We start from the raw sequence: 15,688 nt of genomic DNA, 5'->3' as shown, positions 1-15,688 counted from the left end.
GCCGATCGGCGGCCGCCCCTCGCGCATGAGTGATCGTCACCCGGACGGCGGGCGCAGTCCCGGGCTGTTGACGGCGCGTATTGTACGGTCACGCGCCGCTCGTGCGTGAGCAATTCTCGCTACTAGCAGCAAACGCCTGAAAGCAGACGGTCACGCAGGTTACCGTCGGTTCTGTGTTTGCTGCAGAACGTCGCCAGTTGATCCTCGAAATGGTGCGCGCCAACGGAGCGGTCTCGCTCCGGGAGTTGGCCCGCGTCGTCCAGACCTCCGAAGTGACCGTGCGCCGTGACGTGCGGGCCCTGGAGGCAGAAGGGCTCCTCGACCGCCGGCACGGCGGCGCGGTGCTCCCCGGCGGCTTCAGCCGCGAACCCGGTTACCCGCAGAAGACCCACCTGTCCGCGGCGGAGAAGAGCGCCATCGCGGACCTCGCCGCCGGCCTGGTGGAGGAGGGCGACGCGGTGGTGGTCGGTGCCGGCACCACCACCCAGGAGCTGGCCCGCCGGCTGGCACGGGTGCCGGGTCTGACGGTGGTCACCAACTCGCTGCTGGTCGCCCAGGCGCTGGCACACGCCAACCGGGTCGAGGTGGTGATGACCGGCGGCACCCTGCGCGGCTCCAACTACGCGCTGGTGGGCAGCGGTGCGGAGCAGTCGCTGCAGGGGCTGAGGGTCACCAAGGCCTTCATCTCCGGCAGCGGGCTGACCGCCGAGCGCGGGCTGTCGACCGCGAACATGCTGTCCGCGAGCGTGGACCGGGCCATGGTGCTGGCGGCCGCCGAGGTCATCGTCCTCGCCGACCACACCAAGCTCGGCGCGGCCGGCATGTTCCAGACCGTCGCCACCGAGACCATCACCCGGCTGGTCACCGACGAGCAGGCCGCCGCGGACGACGCCACCGCCCGCGAACTGGACGCGCTCGCCGACTGCGGGGTGCAGATCGACCTGGCGCCGATCGGGGCGGCCCCGAGCGGCGACGCCCCGGTGCACGGCACCGGCAGCGGGCCGGTCCACCAGACCCAGCCCGGCCCGATGGCCCGCCGCCCGGGCCCGCCCCCCGGCGGCGCCCCGCTGCCCGGCCAGCGCCGCCCCGGCGCCCACGGCGGCCCGGGCGGGATGCCGGTCCGGCTGGCCGAGATGGGACTGCCGCGCGGGCGCTGAGCAGCCCGGCCGCAGCGGCGCGGAGAGCCGCAACCGGCGCACAAAGCGACCGGTCCGCACACCCCGAAGGGCGTACGGACCGGTCGGTGCCCGACGGGGCGGGTCAGTCCTTGATCTCGCAGAGCGCGGCGCCGCTGCTGACGCTCGCGCCGACCTCGGCCTTGAGGCCGACGATGGTGCCCGCCCGGTGGGCGTTCAGCGGCTGCTCCATCTTCATCGCCTCCAGGACCACGATCAGCTCGCCCTCGGCGACGACCTGGCCCTCCTCCACGGCGACCTTGACGATGGTGCCCTGCATCGGCGAGGCCAGGGTGTCACCGCTGACGGCCGAACCGGCCTTCTTGGCGCCCGCCCGGCGCTTGGCCTTGGCGGCGCCCGTCGCACCGGCCGCCGGGGCCGTCGAGACGCCCAGCGAGGACGGCAGCGAGACCTCGATCCGCTTGCCGCCGACCTCGACCACGACGGTCTCCCGGCCCTCGGCCTCCTCGCCGTCGCCGGCGGCACCGGCGAACGGCGGGATGGTGTTGTCGAAGTCGGTCTCGATCCACCGGGTGTAGACCGTGAACGGCTCGTCGCTGCCGTGCACCTCAGGCGCGAACGCCGGGTCGGTGACGACCGCCTGGTGGAACGGGATGGCGGTGGCCATGCCCTCCACCTTGAACTCGGTCAGCGCGCGGCGGGCCCGCTCCAGGGCCTGCTTGCGGTCGCGGCCGGTGACGACCAGCTTGGCCAGCAGCGAGTCCCAGGCCGGGCCGATGACCGAGCCGGTCTCCACGCCGGAGTCCAGGCGCACGCCCGGGCCGGACGGCGGGGCGAACAGCGTCACGGTGCCGGGCGCGGGCAGGAAGCCGCGGCCCGGGTCCTCGCCGTTGATGCGGAACTCGAAGGAGTGGCCGCGCACCTCCGGGTCGTCGTAGCCGAGCTCCTCGCCGTCGGCGATCCGGAACATCTCGCGGACCAGGTCGAGGCCGGTGACCTCCTCGGTGACCGGGTGCTCCACCTGCAGACGGGTGTTGACCTCCAGGAAGGAGATCGTGCCGTCCATCGCCACCAGGAACTCGCAGGTCCCGGCGCCCTCGTAGCCGGCCTCCTTCAGGATGGCCTTGGACGCCCGGTACAGCTCGGCGTTCTGCTCGGGCGTCAGGAACGGCGCGGGCGCCTCCTCGACCAGCTTCTGGTGGCGCCGCTGCAGCGAGCAGTCACGGGTGGAGACGACCACCACGTTGCCGTGCTTGTCGGCGAGGCACTGGGTCTCGACGTGCCGCGGGTTGTCCAGGTAACGCTCGACGAAGCACTCGCCGCGACCGAAGGCGGCGACCGCCTCGCGCACCGCGGAGTCGTACAGCTCCGGGATCTCCTCCAGGTTGCGGGCGACCTTGAGGCCGCGACCGCCGCCACCGAAGGCCGCCTTGATGGCGACCGGCAGGCCGTTCTCCCGGGCGAAGGCGACGACCTCGTCGGCGCCCGAGACCGGGTCCGGCGTACCGGCGACCAGCGGGGCACCGGCGCGCTGCGCCACGTGCCGGGCGGTCACCTTGTCGCCGAGGTCGCGGATGGCCTGCGGCGGCGGGCCGATCCAGATCAGACCCGCGTCGAGGACGGCCTGGGCGAAGTCGGCGTTCTCCGACAAGAAGCCGTAGCCGGGGTGGACGGCGTCCGCGCCGGAGTCGGCGGCCGCCTTGAGGACCTTGGCGATGTCCAGGTAGCTGGTGGCGGGGCTGTCACCACCCAGCGCGTAAGCCTCGTCGGCCGCGCGGACGTGCAGCGCATCCCGGTCCGGCTCGGCGTAGACGGCGACGCTGGCGATACCGGCGTCCGAGCAGGCACGGGCGACGCGGACGGCGATTTCCCCGCGGTTGGCGATGAGCACCTTGCGCACTGTGGCTCCCTTCTTGAACCTCGTTGAGTTTATGGATTCCTGGGCAGTACCGGCGAGTAGCCCCCGGTTGTGAACTATCCCACACGCTCGGTGATGGGATCCGGCGCCCCGATACCGGCCGGTACGGAGACTCCGCAGGTCGCGGCCGGTGGAGCCGGAGCGGTAGGGGCCACGGGGGGTGACGCAGCGGCGGCGTGGCGGGACGGTGGCGTGGGCCACAGTCTCGCGCGGGCATGGGTCACGGTCTCACACCGCCCGCTCAGGCGGCGCCGGAGCGGGCGGCGGGCCGCTGCAGCGCCTCGGCCGTCACATCGGCCACCAGCTCCACCATGTCCGGCCCGTACGCCTTCGGATTGACCACCCGCAGGACCAGCGCGAAGGTGCCGTTACGGCCGTGCTTGCGGGCGAGTTCGCGGTGGTGCGCGACCAGGTAGCGCACGCCGGCCTGGTTGGCGGTGCCGGTCTGGCCGGAGACCAGGAACACCGGGCGCCCGCCGTCCGGGGTGGCGATCCGGGCCAGCAGGGTGTGCGCCTGGTCCTGGTCGGCGGTGAAGTCCCGGTCGCCCACCACGAGCACGTTGCTGCCCGGGTCGGGGCCGGAGGTGAGCATCGCGCCCGGCAGACCCCAGGCCAGGTGGGCGGCCATCCGATCGTTGCTGACCGGACCGCCGAGGCAGAGCTCGGTCTTGGCGCCCAGACCCCGGTGCGCGGAGTCGTGCGCGACCAGCTCGGGCCGCGCCCCGCACTCCTCGACCAGCCCGGCCAACCACATCAGGGCGTAGGCGTCCCGGCGGGTCACGGTGTTCGCGTGCGAGCCCGCGCCGATGCTGCGCGGCACCACGATCAGGCACTCGCTGTCGGCGGGGAGCCCCAGGAACTCCCGCACCCGCTCGACCCGGCGGCGCCGCCGCAGGGCCTGGGCCAGCCAGCCGAGGCCGGCGCTGATGGCACTGGCCACCAGGCCCAGCACCACGTTGAGCACGCTGTCGGTCATCGCCGCGTTCCCTCCCCGTTCGAAACGCCCGTCAGCTTAGAGGGCCAACGGGAGGAAGCGGCAGGTCACTTGGTCCACAGATCGGTGATGCGCACGTCCAGGTCGGCGAGCAGGCGGCGCAGCAGCGGCAGGGAGAGGCCGATGACGTTGCCCGGGTCTCCGTCGATGCCGTCGAGGAACGGGGCCGAGCGGCCGTCCAGGGTGAACGCCCCGGCCACGTACAGCGGTTCGCCGGAGGTCACGTACGCGGCGATCTCGTCGTCGTCCGGGGTGCCGAAGCGGACGGTGGTGGAGGCGGTGGCCGAGGACTGCCGACCGGTCACCGTGTCGATCACGCAGTGGCCGGTGCGCAGCACCCCGGCGCGGCCGCGCATCGACTGCCAGCGGGCCAGCGCCTCGGTGGCGTCGGCGGGCTTGCCGAGCGCCTGCCCGTCCAGCTCCAGGACGGAGTCGCAGCCGATCACCAGCTCGCCGCCGGTGAGTTCGGCGGCGACGGTCTTCGCCTTGGCCTCGGCCAGGACGAGCGCGAGCTCGGCGGGGGAGGCGGCGCTGACCGCGTCCTCGTCGACGCCGCTGACCACCACGCGCGGGTCGAGACCCGCCTGGCGCAGCAGCCCGAGGCGGGCGGGGGAGGCGGAGGCGAGGACGAGGGCGCGCTGGTCGGTCATGCCCACCAGCGTAGGGGGTGCCGGTATCCGCCGTTCAGGTGAACGACCGGGCGATCATGATCAGGACGGCGCCGACCAGCACCAGGGCGGCGAGCACCCGTCCGGCCCGCTGCATCCGCTCCTGCATCCGACGGGCCTCGGGCGAGGGCTCGTCGCGGGGGTCTGACCAGAGCACCCGTCCAGAGTGCGCCGCGGCCGGGCCCGGGCGCCTGAGTATCCGTACTCAGGTTTCGGGCAATCCGGGCGGGCAACGGCCCCGAGCGCCGTCACGGGCGAGCGGGCGAGTAACCGCCCCGAGCAGCGTCACGGGCGAGCGGGCGAATTACAGCGCAGGAAGTCGGACGGGCCGACTTCCTGCGCCGCGGACGGTCGGTTCAGCGTGCCCAGCCCGACGTCCGCCAGGCGTGGACGCCCGGGTGGACGGCGGGGCGGAGCAGGCGGGAGCGGTCGTTCCAGGGGGAGGCCGGGCCGACGCCGGCCTGACGCGCCGCCTCGGCGGCGGCCTGCGCGGCGGCGGCCCGGGCCTGGACCACCGCCAGAACGGTGGCCAGCTCCTCGGGGGTCGGCTGCCCGTGCAGCACGTGGATCGGGGACATGGCTGGTTCTCTCCCGACAGGGATGGGGCCTACAGGGGGATGTTGCCGTGCTTCTTCGGCGGCAGCACCTCGCGCTTGCCGCGCAGCGCCCGCAGGCCCCGGACGATGTGCCGGCGGGTCTCGCTCGGCGCGATGACCGCGTCCACGTAGCCGCGCTCGGCCGCCAGGTACGGGTTCAGCAGGGTGTCCTCGTACGAGGCGATCAGCTCGGCCCGCTTCTCCTCGGCGGTGCCGGACGCCTCGGCCTCGGCGATCTCCCTGCGGTGCAGGATGTTGACCGCGCCCTGCGCGCCCATCACGGCGATCTGGGCGGTCGGCCAGGCCAGGTTGAGGTCGGCGCCGAGGTGCTTGGAGCCCATGACGTCGTACGCGCCGCCGAAGGCCTTGCGGGTGATCACGGTGATCAGCGGGACGGTGGCCTCGGCGTAGGCGTAGATCAGCTTGGCGCCGCGGCGGATGATGCCGTCCCACTCCTGCTCGGTGCCGGGCAGGAAGCCGGGCACGTCCACGAAGGTCAGCACCGGGATGTTGAACGAGTCGCAGGTGCGGATGAAGCGGGCGGCCTTCTCGCTGGCGTTGATGTCCAGGCAGCCGGCCAGGTCCATCGGCTGGTTGCCGACGATGCCTACCGACTGGCCCTCGACGCGGCCGAAGCCGGTGATGATGTTGCCCGCGAACAGCGGCTGGGTCTCCAGGAACTCGCCGTCGTCGACGATGTGCTCGATCACCTTGTGCATGTCGTACGGCTGGTTCGCCGAGTCCGGCACGATCGTGTCGAGTTCGAGGTCGTCCTCGGTGACCGTGAGGTCGGCCTGCTCGGGGTAGGACGGCGGGTCGCTCAGGTTGTTGGAGGGCAGGTACGAGAGCAGGCTCTTGACGTACTCGACCGCCTCCTTCTCGTCCGAGGCCAGGTAGTGCGCGTTGCCGGACTTGGTGTTGTGGGTGCGCGCGCCGCCAAGCTCCTCCATGCCGACGTCCTCGCCGGTGACGGTCTTGATCACGTCCGGGCCGGTGATGAACATGTGCGAGGTCTGGTCGGCCATCACCACGAAGTCGGTGATCGCGGGGGAGTACACCGCGCCGCCCGCGCACGGGCCCATGATCAGCGAGATCTGCGGGATGACGCCCGAGGCGTGCACGTTGCGGCGGAAGATCTCGCCGTACAGGCCGAGCGAGACCACGCCCTCCTGGATCCGGGCGCCGCCCGAGTCGTTGATGCCGATGACCGGGCAGCCGGTCTTCAGCGCGAAGTCCATCACCTTGACGATCTTCTCGCCGAAGACCTCGCCGAGGGACCCGCCGAAGACGGTGAAGTCCTGGGCGAAGACCGCGACCTGGCGGCCGTCGACAGTGCCGTAGCCGGTCACCACGCCGTCACCGTACGGGCGGTTCTTCTCCTGGCCGAAGTTGGTCGAGCGGTGCCGGGCGAACTCGTCGAACTCCACGAAGGAGTCCTCGTCGAGCAGCTCCACGACCCGCTCGCGGGCGGTCAGCTTGCCCTTGGCGTGCTGCTTCTCCACGGCCTTGGACGAGCCGGAGTGCACCGCCTCGTCCAGCCTGCGCCGCAGGTCGGCGAGCTTGCCCGCGGTGGTGTGGGGGTCGTACGACGCCTCGGTCATCCGGTGGCTCTCCCTGATCCATGGCCGCGACCTGTTCGATTGCGCGCGGACCGGGTGGTGGGGGCCCGCGCATGAGGGCAGGGCGGCGCTACGAACTACCGCTGGGTAGCGTAGCGAGCGCGGAGGGCCATCCGTCATGTCCTGGCGTTATGGCCATCGACACAGTTTGGTTGACGGCCGTTCTGCGGGACGATGGGGCGGCCTACGTCCCATGCCGGCACCCACCACCTAGGGTTTCCCCCATGGACGCCCCCGACACCCCCCGCCGCAGCGGACTGCGCGGCTTCGGCCACACCGGACCGTCGCCCTGGACCGACCTGGACCGTCCGCCGCTCGACGAGAAGGCGCTGCGCCACGACCTGCTCGTCCCGGGCGGCCTCTGGACCTCCCTGGACGTCGTCACCGAGACCGGCTCCACCAACAGCGACCTCGCCGCCCGGGCCAAGGCCGGCGCCGCCCAGGGCGCGGTGCTGGTGGCCGAGGCGCAGAGCGCCGCGCGCGGCCGGCTGGACCGGCAGTGGACCGCCCCGGCCCGCTCCGGGCTGTTCCTGTCGCTCCTGCTGCGTCCCGAGGAGGTGCCGGTCGAGTGTTACGGCTGGCTGCCGATCCTGGTCGGGGTGGCCGCGGCCGCCACGCTCGGCCGGGTCGCCGAGGTCGAGGTCGGGCTGAAGTGGCCCAACGACCTGCAGGTGGAGATCGACGGCGCGGAGCGCAAGGTCGGCGGCATCCTCACCGAGCTGGCGGGCGGCGCGGTCGTCGTCGGGCTCGGCCTGAACGTCTCGCTGCGGGCCGACGAGCTGCCCGTGCCCACCGCCGCCTCGCTCGCGCTGGCCGGCGCCGCCACCACGGACCGGAGCACCCTGCTGCGGGCCCTGCTGCGCGAACTCGCCGGGCTGTACCGCGAGTGGACGGCCGCCGCCGGCGACCCGCACACCAGCGACCTGCTGCGCGCCTACGTGGACCGCTGCAGCACGCTCGGCCGCCAGGTGAAGGTCCACCTGCCCGGCGACACCGAGCTGACCGGCGAGGCGGTGGCGATCGACGGCGACGGGCGGCTGGTGGTTCGTACGCCCGACGGTGCACGCCGGGCGGTCGGCGCGGGCGACGTCGTCCACGTGCGCCCCGAACCCCGCTGAACGGCAGTCTTCACTTCTCCTTGACTCGGGCGGATGCCCCGGATCCGGCGATTCCGTGCGAACATTCCACCTGGCAACGGTGTGAGGCGCGCCACTGCCCGCCCGGGTGGCGGGCGGCGGGCCCGGACAGGTAGGACACGAGGCGAGTGCGGCGACCGCACGGGGACGGACCGGTGGCAGAGGACGGCAGCAGCGGCGCGACGGCGGGCAGCCACGACCCCACGGTCGCGCTCGAACTGGAACGCCTGATCCTGGACGCGCCACGCCGTTACACGCCGTACCAGGCCGCGCGCGCCGCCGACGTCCCGATGGAGCTGGCCACCCGGTTCTGGCGTGCCATGGGCTTCCCCGACATCGGCCAGTCCCGGGCACTCACCGACGGCGATGTGATCGCCCTGCGGCGGCTGGCCGGGCTGGTCGAGTCCGGGCTGCTGAGCGAGTCGATGGCGATCCAGGTCGCCCGCTCCACCGGCCAGACCACGGCCCGGCTGGCCGGCTGGCAGATGGACACCTTCCTGGAGAACCTCACCCAGTCCGTCGAGCCCGGGCTGACCCGGGCCGACGTCGCCTACCCGCTGGTCGAGCTGCTGCTGCCGGAACTGGAGCAGTTCCTGGTGTACGTCTGGCGGCGCCAGCTGGCCGCCGTCACCGGCCGGGTGGTGCAGGCCGCCGAGGACAACGAGATCACCAGCGGGCGGCTCGCCGTCGGCTTCGCCGACCTGGTCGGCTTCACCCGGCTGTCCCGGCGGCTGGAGGAGGAGGAGCTCGGCGAACTCGTCGAGACCTTCGAGAACACCTGCTCCGACCTGATCGTCGGCCAGGGCGGCCGGGTGATCAAGACCCTCGGCGACGAGATCCTCTACGTCTCCGAGGACCCGGCGACCGCCGCCGAGATCGCGCTCGGCCTGGTCGAGGCACTCGCCGGGGACGAGGCCATCCCGCCGCTGCGGGTCGGCATGGCCTTCGGCACGGTCACCTCGCGGATGGGCGATGTCTTCGGCACCACCGTCAACCTGGCCAGCCGGCTCACCTCGATCGCGCCCAAGGACGCGGTGCTGATCGACGGCGAGTTCGCCGCCGCGCTGGAGCAGAACGGCAGCGTCGCCCCGGCCGACTCGGAAGGGCCAGGCCTGGCCGAGGCGCTGTCGGCCGCCGCCGGGATGCCCGCCTCCGGGCTGCCGATGCCCGCGCCGGACACCGGCGCCCGCTTCCACCTGCAGCCGATGTGGCGGCGGCCGGTGCGGGGGCTCGGGCTCGTCGAACCGTGGCTGCTCACCCGGCGGCTGTAGGCGGAGTAGCGGCGTAGCCGGCCGTGTGCGGGGGTAGCCGATCGTGGAGTGGCGTAGCCGGCCGTGGGCGGGGTGGCGGAATAGCCGGCCGTAGGCGGGGTAGCCGGGGGCACGGGAAGGGCTCCGTCGGCCGTCTCCGGGTGCCGAACGGTTGAAACCCGTACGGTCTGGCGTGGGTCCATCCGGGCAAACGGGGCATAACCGAGCGAAAGCGCCATAGTCTTGGTGCAAGCGGCCGGTCGGGTGCGCCCGGCCGACGGGGGTCCGGCAGGACCGAGCACAGGGAGCGAGGCGAGCCGGTGAGCAGTGAGGCGATCATGACGGACCGCGGCTGCGACTGCGGTGGCTCGCGGCACCGCGACCCGCTGCCCGACCTGAGACTGCAGTCCGTGGTCGAGCTGGCCCAGGACATGGCCGGCGCGCTCACCCCGCTGGAAGCCGTCCGGGCCGCCGCCACCCGCGCCACCGAGGCGCTCGGCGCCACCATGGCCGCCGTCTCGGTCTGGGACCGCGAATCCGGCCGGCTGCGGGTCCTGGTCAACCACGGCGACCTCGCCCCCGGCGAGGAGGAACTGCCCGAGGACGAGTCCTACCCCGTCGCCGACTTCCCCGAGATCGTCACGTACCTGGAGGAACGCTGGACCACCGGGCGCCTGCCGCGCGCCTGGCTGCAGAGCGCCGAAAGCAGCGAACCGCACACCGGCCACGCGCACCCGACCGCCGGCGCGTACTGCCAGGAACGCGCCGCGGCGCTGCGCCGGCGCGGGCGGGCCTGCTGCGTGGTCGCGCCGATCGTGCTGCACGGGCAGGCCTGGGGCGAGCTGTACCTCGCCCGGTCGATCGGCATGCCCGAGTTCACCGACGCCGACGCCGACCACGCGACCCTGCTCGCCGCCCAGGTCTCGGCCGGACTCGCCCAGACCGAGCGCCTCGCCGACCTGCGCAAACTCGCCTTCTCCGACCCGCTCACCGGCCTCGCCAACCGGCGCGCCGTCGACGCCCGGCTGGAGAGCGCGCTGGAAGCGCACAACCGGGACAACACCGTGGTCTCGCTGGTCGTCTGCGACGTCAACGGGCTGAAGCGGGTCAACGACCAGCTCGGCCACGAGATGGGCGACCGGCTGCTGGAACGGTTCGCCCACCAGCTCTCGCTGGCCGCCGCCAAACTCCCCGGCAGCCTCGCCGCCCGGCTCGGCGGGGACGAGTTCTGCCTGCTCGTGGAAGGGCAGAAGGCCGACGAAGTGGTCGCCGTCGCCGAGGAGCTGTGCGCCCGCGCGCTCGCCCTGTCCGAGGGCGAGGGCGTGGCCTGCGGCGTCGCCTCCACCGGAGACTCGATCGGGCCCGTCACCACCCCCGACCGGCTCTTCCGGCTCGCCGACGCCGCCCAGTACCGGGCCAAGGCCGCCCGCGCCGCCCACCCCGTGGTCGCCGGACGCAGCCACGGCCCCGGCTTCTCGCCCGACCCCACCGTGCTGCTCGCCGACGCCGCCGACCCCCACCACCGGGCCGACGGGCGGCGCGGCGCGAACGGACGGGCCGGCGCCGGCGACCGGCGGCGGTTCCGCGGCGCCGCCCACAGCGCCGACCCCGGCCAGCTGCTCACCGCCGTCCTCACCGCCCTCGACCAGGCCGCCGCCGCCCGCGCCGTCCACCCGGCCGACACCCTCGGCAAACTCGCCGTCGTCGCCGAGACCTCCGCCCGGCTGCTCGACGCCGTCGGCTGGTGGATCTCGTACGTCCCGCCCGGCTCCCACCTCATGCGCACCGCCCAGCACGCCGTCTACCGGATGACCAGCGGCCCCAGCAGCACCCGCGCCGAGACCCAGCGCGCCCAGATCGAGGCCCCCGACGCCGTCTTCGACCTGCGCCACTACCCGATGACCCGCCGCGCCGTCCGCGGCGGCGCCTTCGCCCTCCGGGCCGGTGCCGTGGGCAACGACCCGGCCGAGGAAGCCATGCTCGTCGTCTCCGGCTACCGCGGCATGGTCGCCGCCGGCGGCCAGAACCCGGCCGGCGGCTGGCTCGTCGAACTCTTCGCCGACGACGCCACCCTCCCCCTCGGCCAGGCCGCCTGCGCCATGCGAGCCCTGGTCGCCGTCTCCCTGGCCGGCGCGGCCTCACCGCCGGTGGTCTGAGCGGGGAAGCGGCTTCGGCGGGAGCGTGCTTCGGTCGCCACTGATGACGTGGCTGCCCGTTGACGGCGCGTACGGCAGCCCCGGGCGGGGGTGCCGAGGCCGTCTTCGGTGGTCCGCCGCTGTCGTGTGCCGGTTTGGTGACCGGTGGGTCGCGGGTGCGTCGCGGTTGGGGGCCGGGGGTGCCGTGGCCGGGTGGGGCGGTGGGAGGGTAGGTGGCCGGTCGAGCGGGAGCGGGGGCGGTCGTGGGCAGACGGTTGGTGGGTGCGGCGGTGGCCGGGATGCTGGTGCTCGGGGGCGGGGTGGTGGTGGCCGCTCCGGCGTCGGCGGTGCCGGTGGTGGGGACGGCGGGGGCGGTGCGGACGGCGCCGGCGGTGCCGCGGGTGCGCGACGGGGCTCGGGTGCACCGGATCATCCAGGTCTCCGGGTCGAAATCGAAGTCGAAGACGAAGACGAAGACGAAGGTGAAGGTGAAGCGCGGCTTCCTCCACGGCTTCTTCCACGGCTTTCTCGGGTGGTTCACCACGGTCCTGCTGGCCGTCCTGCTGATGACCCTCCTGGTCGTCCTGTGGGTCAGGCGTTCGAACCGCCCGCAGTCGTAGGCGGGTTGAGGGCCCGCAGGACGGCGTCGACCAGGCGGTCGGCGTGCTCGTGGGTGAGCGGGCCGAGCCGGTACTGCCAGCGGTAGTAGAGCGGGCCGTAGACGAGTTCGACGGCCAGGTCGAGATCGGTGTCGGGGGCGATCTGGCCGGCCTCGCGGGCGCTGCGCAGCCGGTCGCGGGTGACCTCCAGCAGCGGGTCCAGGAGGCGGGTGCGGTAGTCGGCGTGCAGCGCGGGGTCGGTGATGATCTCGGCGATCATCGTGCGGTAGGTGCGGTCGGTGGCCGGGTCGGCGAGTTCGTCGGTGGTGGGGCGCAGGACGGTCCGCAGGTCGGCGGCGAGGTCGCCGGTGTCGGGGAGCGCGAGGCTGCCCTCGTACTCGCTGCCGGCGAGGAAGGCGTCGAAGACGACGGCGCCCTTCGAGGGCCACCATCGGTAGATGGTCTGCTTGCCGACGCCGGCCCGGGCGGCGATGGCCTCGATGGTCAGCTTGCGGTAGCCGACGTCGGCGACGAGTTCGGCGGCGGCGGCGAGGACGGCGGTGCGGGCGCGCTCGCTGCGGCGGGCCGGATCGGGGGCGGTTCCGGATGTCATGGGAAAAGTCTATGCGCAATGACGAGACGAGACGTATTGTCTTCTCAAGCTCTTGCGAGACGGTCCGTCTCGTCTCATCTGCTGTTCCGGAGGTGCCCATGACCCGCCCCGCACGCCCCGCACGCATCCTGATGGCCTCCGTCCCGGCCCACGGGCACGTCAACCCCAGCCTCGCCGTGATCACCGAGCTGGTCGCCCGGGGCCACCGGGTCAGCTACGTCAACGACCCGTCCTTCCGGGAGATCGTCGAGTCCACCGGCGCGGCCTTCGTCCCCTACCCGACCAAGCTGCCGCTCGCGGACGACCCGGGCGGCTGGCCGGAGGACCCGGTGGCGATCCAGGACGTGTTCCTGGACGACACGCTGTCGATGTGGTCCGCGATGCTGGAGGCCTTCGAGGGCGACCGCCCCGACCTGGTGCTCTACGACATCGCGGGCTTCGCCGGGCGGGCGCTCGGCGAGCGGCTGGGCGTGCCGGTGGTGCAGCTGTCGTCCACTTTCGTCGGCTGGGACGGCATCGAGGAGGACCTGGCCGAGGTCTTCGAGGCGACCCGCAACGGCCCGGGCGGCCCCGAGCACTACCGGCGGTTCGCCGAGTGGCTGGCCGAAGCCGGCACGGTGGAGCGCGACGTCGAGGCCTTCAAGGGCCGCCCGGAGCGGTGCGTCGCGCTCGTCCCGCGCGCGCTCCAGCCCAACGCCGACCGGGTCGACGACCGGCGCTTCAGCTTCGTCGGGCCCTGCTTCGGCGACCGGGCCCACCAGGGGGAGTGGCAGCGGCCGGCCGGCGCCGAGAAGGTGCTGCTGGTCTCGCTGGGCTCGGCGTTCACCCACCATCCGGCGTTCTACCGGGCCTGCGTCCAGGCCTTCGGCGACCTGCCGGGCTGGCGCACGGTGCTGCAGGTCGGCGAGCACACCGACCTGGCCGAGCTCGGCGAGGTGCCGGACACCGTCGAGGTGCACCGGTGGGTGCCGCAGCTGTCGGTGCTCGCCCAGGCGGACGCCTTCGTCACCCACGCGGGTATGGGCGGCTCCAGCGAGGGGCTGTTCCACGCGGTGCCGATGATCGCGGTGCCGCAGGCCGTCGACCAGTTCGCCAACGCGGACGCGCTGGTGGGACTCGGCGTCGCCCGTCGGCTGGACACCGACCGGGCCACCCCGGAGGCGCTGCGCGCGGCGCTGCTGGAGCTGGTCGGCGACCCAGCGGTGACCGAGCGGCTGCGGGAGCTGTCCGCCGCCGGACGGGCCGAGGGCGGCACCGCCCGGGCGGCCGACCTGATCGAGGCGGAGCTGAGGTGAGCCGGGACGGGGGCCGCCGCGTGCGGCGCGGATCCGGGCGAAGGAGAATCCGGATGGCGAACACCTGTTGTCATATTCTCATTCACCTGATGTGATGGTGTATATGGATATGCACAGTGCTGTGGCCCCCGACGCTCCGCTGGTCCTGGTCGGCAAGGCCGACGTCAGCGCCGAGGACGTTCTGGCCGTCGCCCGGGGCAACGCCCGGGTCGAGATCGGTCCCGACGCGCAGGCCGAGATGGCGGCCGCCCGCGCCCGGATCGACGCCCTCGCGGCCGAGCCGCGCCCCGTCTACGGCGTGTCGACCGGCTTCGGCGCGCTCGCCGTGCGGCACATCAGCCCCGAGCTGCGCGCGCAGCTGCAGCGGTCGCTGGTGCGCTCGCACGCCGCCGGCATGGGCCCGGTGGTCGAGCGCGAAGTGGTTCGCGCGCTGGTGTTCCTGCGGATGAAGACGCTGGCCTCCGGCCGTACCGGTGTGCGCCCGCTGGTCGCCCAGACCATGGCCGCCCTGCTCAACGCGGGCATCACCCCGGTGGTCCGGGAGTTCGGCTCGCTCGGCTGCTCCGGCGACCTCGCGCCGCTGTCGCACTGCGCGCTGGTCCTGATGGGCGAGGGCACCGCCACCGGCCCGGACGGCGTGGAGAAGCCCGCCGCCGAGCTGCTCGCCGCCGCCGGCATCGAGCCGGTCGAGCTGCTGGAGAAGGAGGGCCTGGCCCTCATCAACGGCACCGACGGCATGCTCGGCATGCTGGTGATGGCCATCGCCGACCTGCAGCGGCTGTTCACCACCGCCGACATCACCGCCGCGATGACCCTGGAGGCGCTGCTCGGCACCGAAAAGGTGCTCGCCCCCGAGCTGCACGCCCCGATCCGCCCGCACCCGGGCCAGGCGCTGAGCGCCGCCAACATGCTGGCCGTCCTCAAGGACTCCGGCCTCACCGGCCACCACCAGGACGACGCGCCGCGGGTCCAGGACGCTTACTCGATCCGCTGCGCCCCCCAGGTGGCCGGCGCCGGCCGCGACACCCTGGCCCACGCCCGGCTGGTCGCCTCCCGCGAGCTGGCCGCCTCGGTGGACAACCCGGTGGTGCTGCCGGACGGCCGGGTGGAGTCCAACGGCAACTTCCACGGCGCCCCGGTCGCGTACGTGCTGGACTTCCTCGCCATCGCCGCCGCCGACCTCGGCTCGATCTCCGAGCGCCGCACCGACCGGATGCTCGACAAGGCCCGCTCGCACGGCCTGCCGGCCTTCCTGGCCGACGACCCGGGCGTGGACTCCGGCCTGATGATCGCCCAGTACACCCAGGCGGCGCTGGTCAGCGAGAACAAGCGGCTCGCCGTCCCGGCCTCGGTCGACTCGATCCCGTCCTCCGCGATGCAGGAGGACCACGTGTCGATGGGCTGGTCGGCCGCGCGCAAGCTGCGCCAGGCCGTCGAGAACCTCGGCCGGATCCTCGCCGTCGAACTCACCGCCGCCGCCCGCGCGCTGGAGATCCGTCAGCAGGCCGACTCGGCCGGCCGGATCGCCCCGGCCACCGCGGCCGCGCTGGCCGTCGCCCGGGAGGCGGGGGTCGGCGGCGCCGGCCGCGACCGCTTCCTCTCGCCGGACCTGGAAGCGGCCGCGGTGCTGGTCGCCTCCGGCGAGCTGGTGCGCGCGGTCGAGCAGGTCACCGGCCCGCTGGCCTGACGCACCCGCGGTCGGACGCGCCTGCCGTCCGACGCCCCTCGG

Annotated in this window: 14 protein-coding genes; 7 read left to right on the top strand and 7 right to left on the bottom strand. The window is 73.5% G+C overall.

Going from position 1 to position 15,688, the window contains the following annotated elements:
• Positions 1-209: 209 nt before the first annotated feature.
• Complete coding sequence (locus ACIBEC_RS22785) at positions 210-1,157, top strand: DeoR/GlpR family DNA-binding transcription regulator (RefSeq protein ID WP_396288788.1); 948 nt, start codon at positions 210-212, stop codon at positions 1,155-1,157.
• Positions 1,158-1,260: 103 nt separating this feature from the next.
• Here the strand turns inward: ACIBEC_RS22785 and ACIBEC_RS22780 are convergent, their stop codons facing one another.
• The 6 genes from ACIBEC_RS22780 to ACIBEC_RS22755 form a co-directional block, all read right to left on the bottom strand.
• A complete protein-coding gene (locus ACIBEC_RS22780) occupies positions 1,261-3,036 on the bottom strand; it encodes a biotin carboxylase N-terminal domain-containing protein (protein WP_360495313.1) in 1,776 nt (591 codons plus the stop codon).
• A 259-nt stretch (positions 3,037-3,295) separates the two neighbouring features.
• Positions 3,296-4,030: a hypothetical protein gene (locus tag ACIBEC_RS22775; protein WP_360495316.1), complete on the bottom strand. Its 735-nt coding sequence runs from the start codon at positions 4,028-4,030 to the stop codon at positions 3,296-3,298.
• A gap of 65 nt (positions 4,031-4,095) precedes the next feature.
• On the bottom strand, positions 4,096-4,698 hold the full coding sequence (locus ACIBEC_RS22770) for a nucleoside triphosphate pyrophosphatase (protein WP_360495319.1): 603 nt from the start codon (positions 4,696-4,698) through the stop codon (positions 4,096-4,098).
• A gap of 34 nt (positions 4,699-4,732) precedes the next feature.
• Positions 4,733-4,873 carry a morphogenic membrane protein MmpB gene (gene mmpB / locus ACIBEC_RS22765; protein WP_360495322.1) on the bottom strand — a complete coding sequence of 47 codons (141 nt, stop codon included), beginning with the start codon at positions 4,871-4,873 and terminating at the stop codon, positions 4,733-4,735.
• A 199-nt stretch (positions 4,874-5,072) separates the two neighbouring features.
• Positions 5,073-5,294, bottom strand: coding sequence for an acyl-CoA carboxylase subunit epsilon (locus tag ACIBEC_RS22760; protein WP_360495324.1), 222 nt, complete (start codon positions 5,292-5,294; stop codon positions 5,073-5,075).
• Positions 5,295-5,323: 29 nt separating this feature from the next.
• Positions 5,324-6,913, bottom strand: a complete 1,590-nt coding sequence (locus ACIBEC_RS22755; RefSeq protein ID WP_360495326.1) for an acyl-CoA carboxylase subunit beta — start codon at positions 6,911-6,913, stop codon at positions 5,324-5,326.
• Positions 6,914-7,155: 242 nt separating this feature from the next.
• Between ACIBEC_RS22755 and ACIBEC_RS22750 the strand changes: the two genes are divergently transcribed.
• The 4 genes from ACIBEC_RS22750 (at position 7,156) to ACIBEC_RS22735 (ending at position 12,072) form a co-directional block, all read left to right on the top strand.
• The gene (locus ACIBEC_RS22750; RefSeq protein ID WP_360495328.1) at positions 7,156-8,049 is read left to right on the top strand and encodes a biotin--[acetyl-CoA-carboxylase] ligase; all 894 of its coding nucleotides are present in this window, start codon (positions 7,156-7,158) and stop codon (positions 8,047-8,049) included.
• Between the two features lie 173 nt (positions 8,050-8,222).
• Complete coding sequence (locus tag ACIBEC_RS22745) at positions 8,223-9,338, top strand: adenylate/guanylate cyclase domain-containing protein (protein WP_360495331.1); 1,116 nt, start codon at positions 8,223-8,225, stop codon at positions 9,336-9,338.
• A 299-nt stretch (positions 9,339-9,637) separates the two neighbouring features.
• Positions 9,638-11,473, top strand: a complete 1,836-nt coding sequence (locus ACIBEC_RS22740) for a diguanylate cyclase domain-containing protein (protein WP_396288719.1) — start codon at positions 9,638-9,640, stop codon at positions 11,471-11,473.
• Between the two features lie 242 nt (positions 11,474-11,715).
• The gene (locus tag ACIBEC_RS22735; protein WP_360495334.1) at positions 11,716-12,072 is read left to right on the top strand and encodes a hypothetical protein; all 357 of its coding nucleotides are present in this window, start codon (positions 11,716-11,718) and stop codon (positions 12,070-12,072) included.
• On the opposite strand, the gene ACIBEC_RS22730 is transcribed toward ACIBEC_RS22735, so the two are convergent.
• A complete protein-coding gene (locus ACIBEC_RS22730; protein WP_360495337.1) occupies positions 12,044-12,664 on the bottom strand; it encodes a TetR/AcrR family transcriptional regulator in 621 nt (206 codons plus the stop codon). The genes ACIBEC_RS22735 and ACIBEC_RS22730 overlap by 29 nt on opposite strands.
• A 98-nt stretch (positions 12,665-12,762) precedes the next feature.
• Between ACIBEC_RS22730 and ACIBEC_RS22725 the strand changes: the two genes are divergently transcribed.
• Both ACIBEC_RS22725 and hutH read left to right on the top strand, forming a co-directional pair.
• On the top strand, positions 12,763-13,959 hold the full coding sequence (locus tag ACIBEC_RS22725) for a macrolide family glycosyltransferase (protein ID WP_360495340.1): 1,197 nt from the start codon (positions 12,763-12,765) through the stop codon (positions 13,957-13,959).
• A gap of 109 nt (positions 13,960-14,068) precedes the next feature.
• Positions 14,069-15,646 (top strand): histidine ammonia-lyase, encoded by a 1,578-nt coding sequence (gene hutH / locus ACIBEC_RS22720; RefSeq protein ID WP_360495343.1) that lies wholly within the window; start codon positions 14,069-14,071, stop codon positions 15,644-15,646.
• Positions 15,647-15,688 lie beyond the last annotated feature (42 nt).

Origin of the sequence: Kitasatospora sp. NPDC051164 (assembly GCF_044455625.1) — a bacterium.
Classification (GTDB): Bacteria; Actinomycetota; Actinomycetes; order Streptomycetales; family Streptomycetaceae; genus Kitasatospora.
The sequence above is the reverse complement of the archived record's forward strand: the minus strand, read 5'-3'. Positions and strand labels throughout refer to the sequence as shown.

What these genes read in the sequence shown, in the direction of transcription:
- ACIBEC_RS22730 (WP_360495337.1), bottom strand. Translation starts at nt 12,664, where the DNA reads ATGACATCCGGAACCGCCCCCGATCCGGCCCGCCGCAGCGAGCGCGCC.
- ACIBEC_RS22760 (WP_360495324.1), bottom strand. Translation starts at nt 5,294, where the DNA reads ATGTCCCCGATCCACGTGCTGCACGGGCAGCCGACCCCCGAGGAGCTG.
- ACIBEC_RS22775 (WP_360495316.1), bottom strand. Translation starts at nt 4,030, where the DNA reads ATGACCGACAGCGTGCTCAACGTGGTGCTGGGCCTGGTGGCCAGTGCC.
- ACIBEC_RS22725 (WP_360495340.1), top strand. Translation starts at nt 12,763, where the DNA reads ATGACCCGCCCCGCACGCCCCGCACGCATCCTGATGGCCTCCGTCCCG.
- ACIBEC_RS22785 (WP_396288788.1), top strand. Translation starts at nt 210, where the DNA reads ATGGTGCGCGCCAACGGAGCGGTCTCGCTCCGGGAGTTGGCCCGCGTC.
- ACIBEC_RS22750 (WP_360495328.1), top strand. Translation starts at nt 7,156, where the DNA reads ATGGACGCCCCCGACACCCCCCGCCGCAGCGGACTGCGCGGCTTCGGC.
- hutH (WP_360495343.1), top strand. Translation starts at nt 14,069, where the DNA reads ATGCACAGTGCTGTGGCCCCCGACGCTCCGCTGGTCCTGGTCGGCAAG.
- ACIBEC_RS22755 (WP_360495326.1), bottom strand. Translation starts at nt 6,913, where the DNA reads ATGACCGAGGCGTCGTACGACCCCCACACCACCGCGGGCAAGCTCGCC.
- ACIBEC_RS22770 (WP_360495319.1), bottom strand. Translation starts at nt 4,698, where the DNA reads ATGACCGACCAGCGCGCCCTCGTCCTCGCCTCCGCCTCCCCCGCCCGC.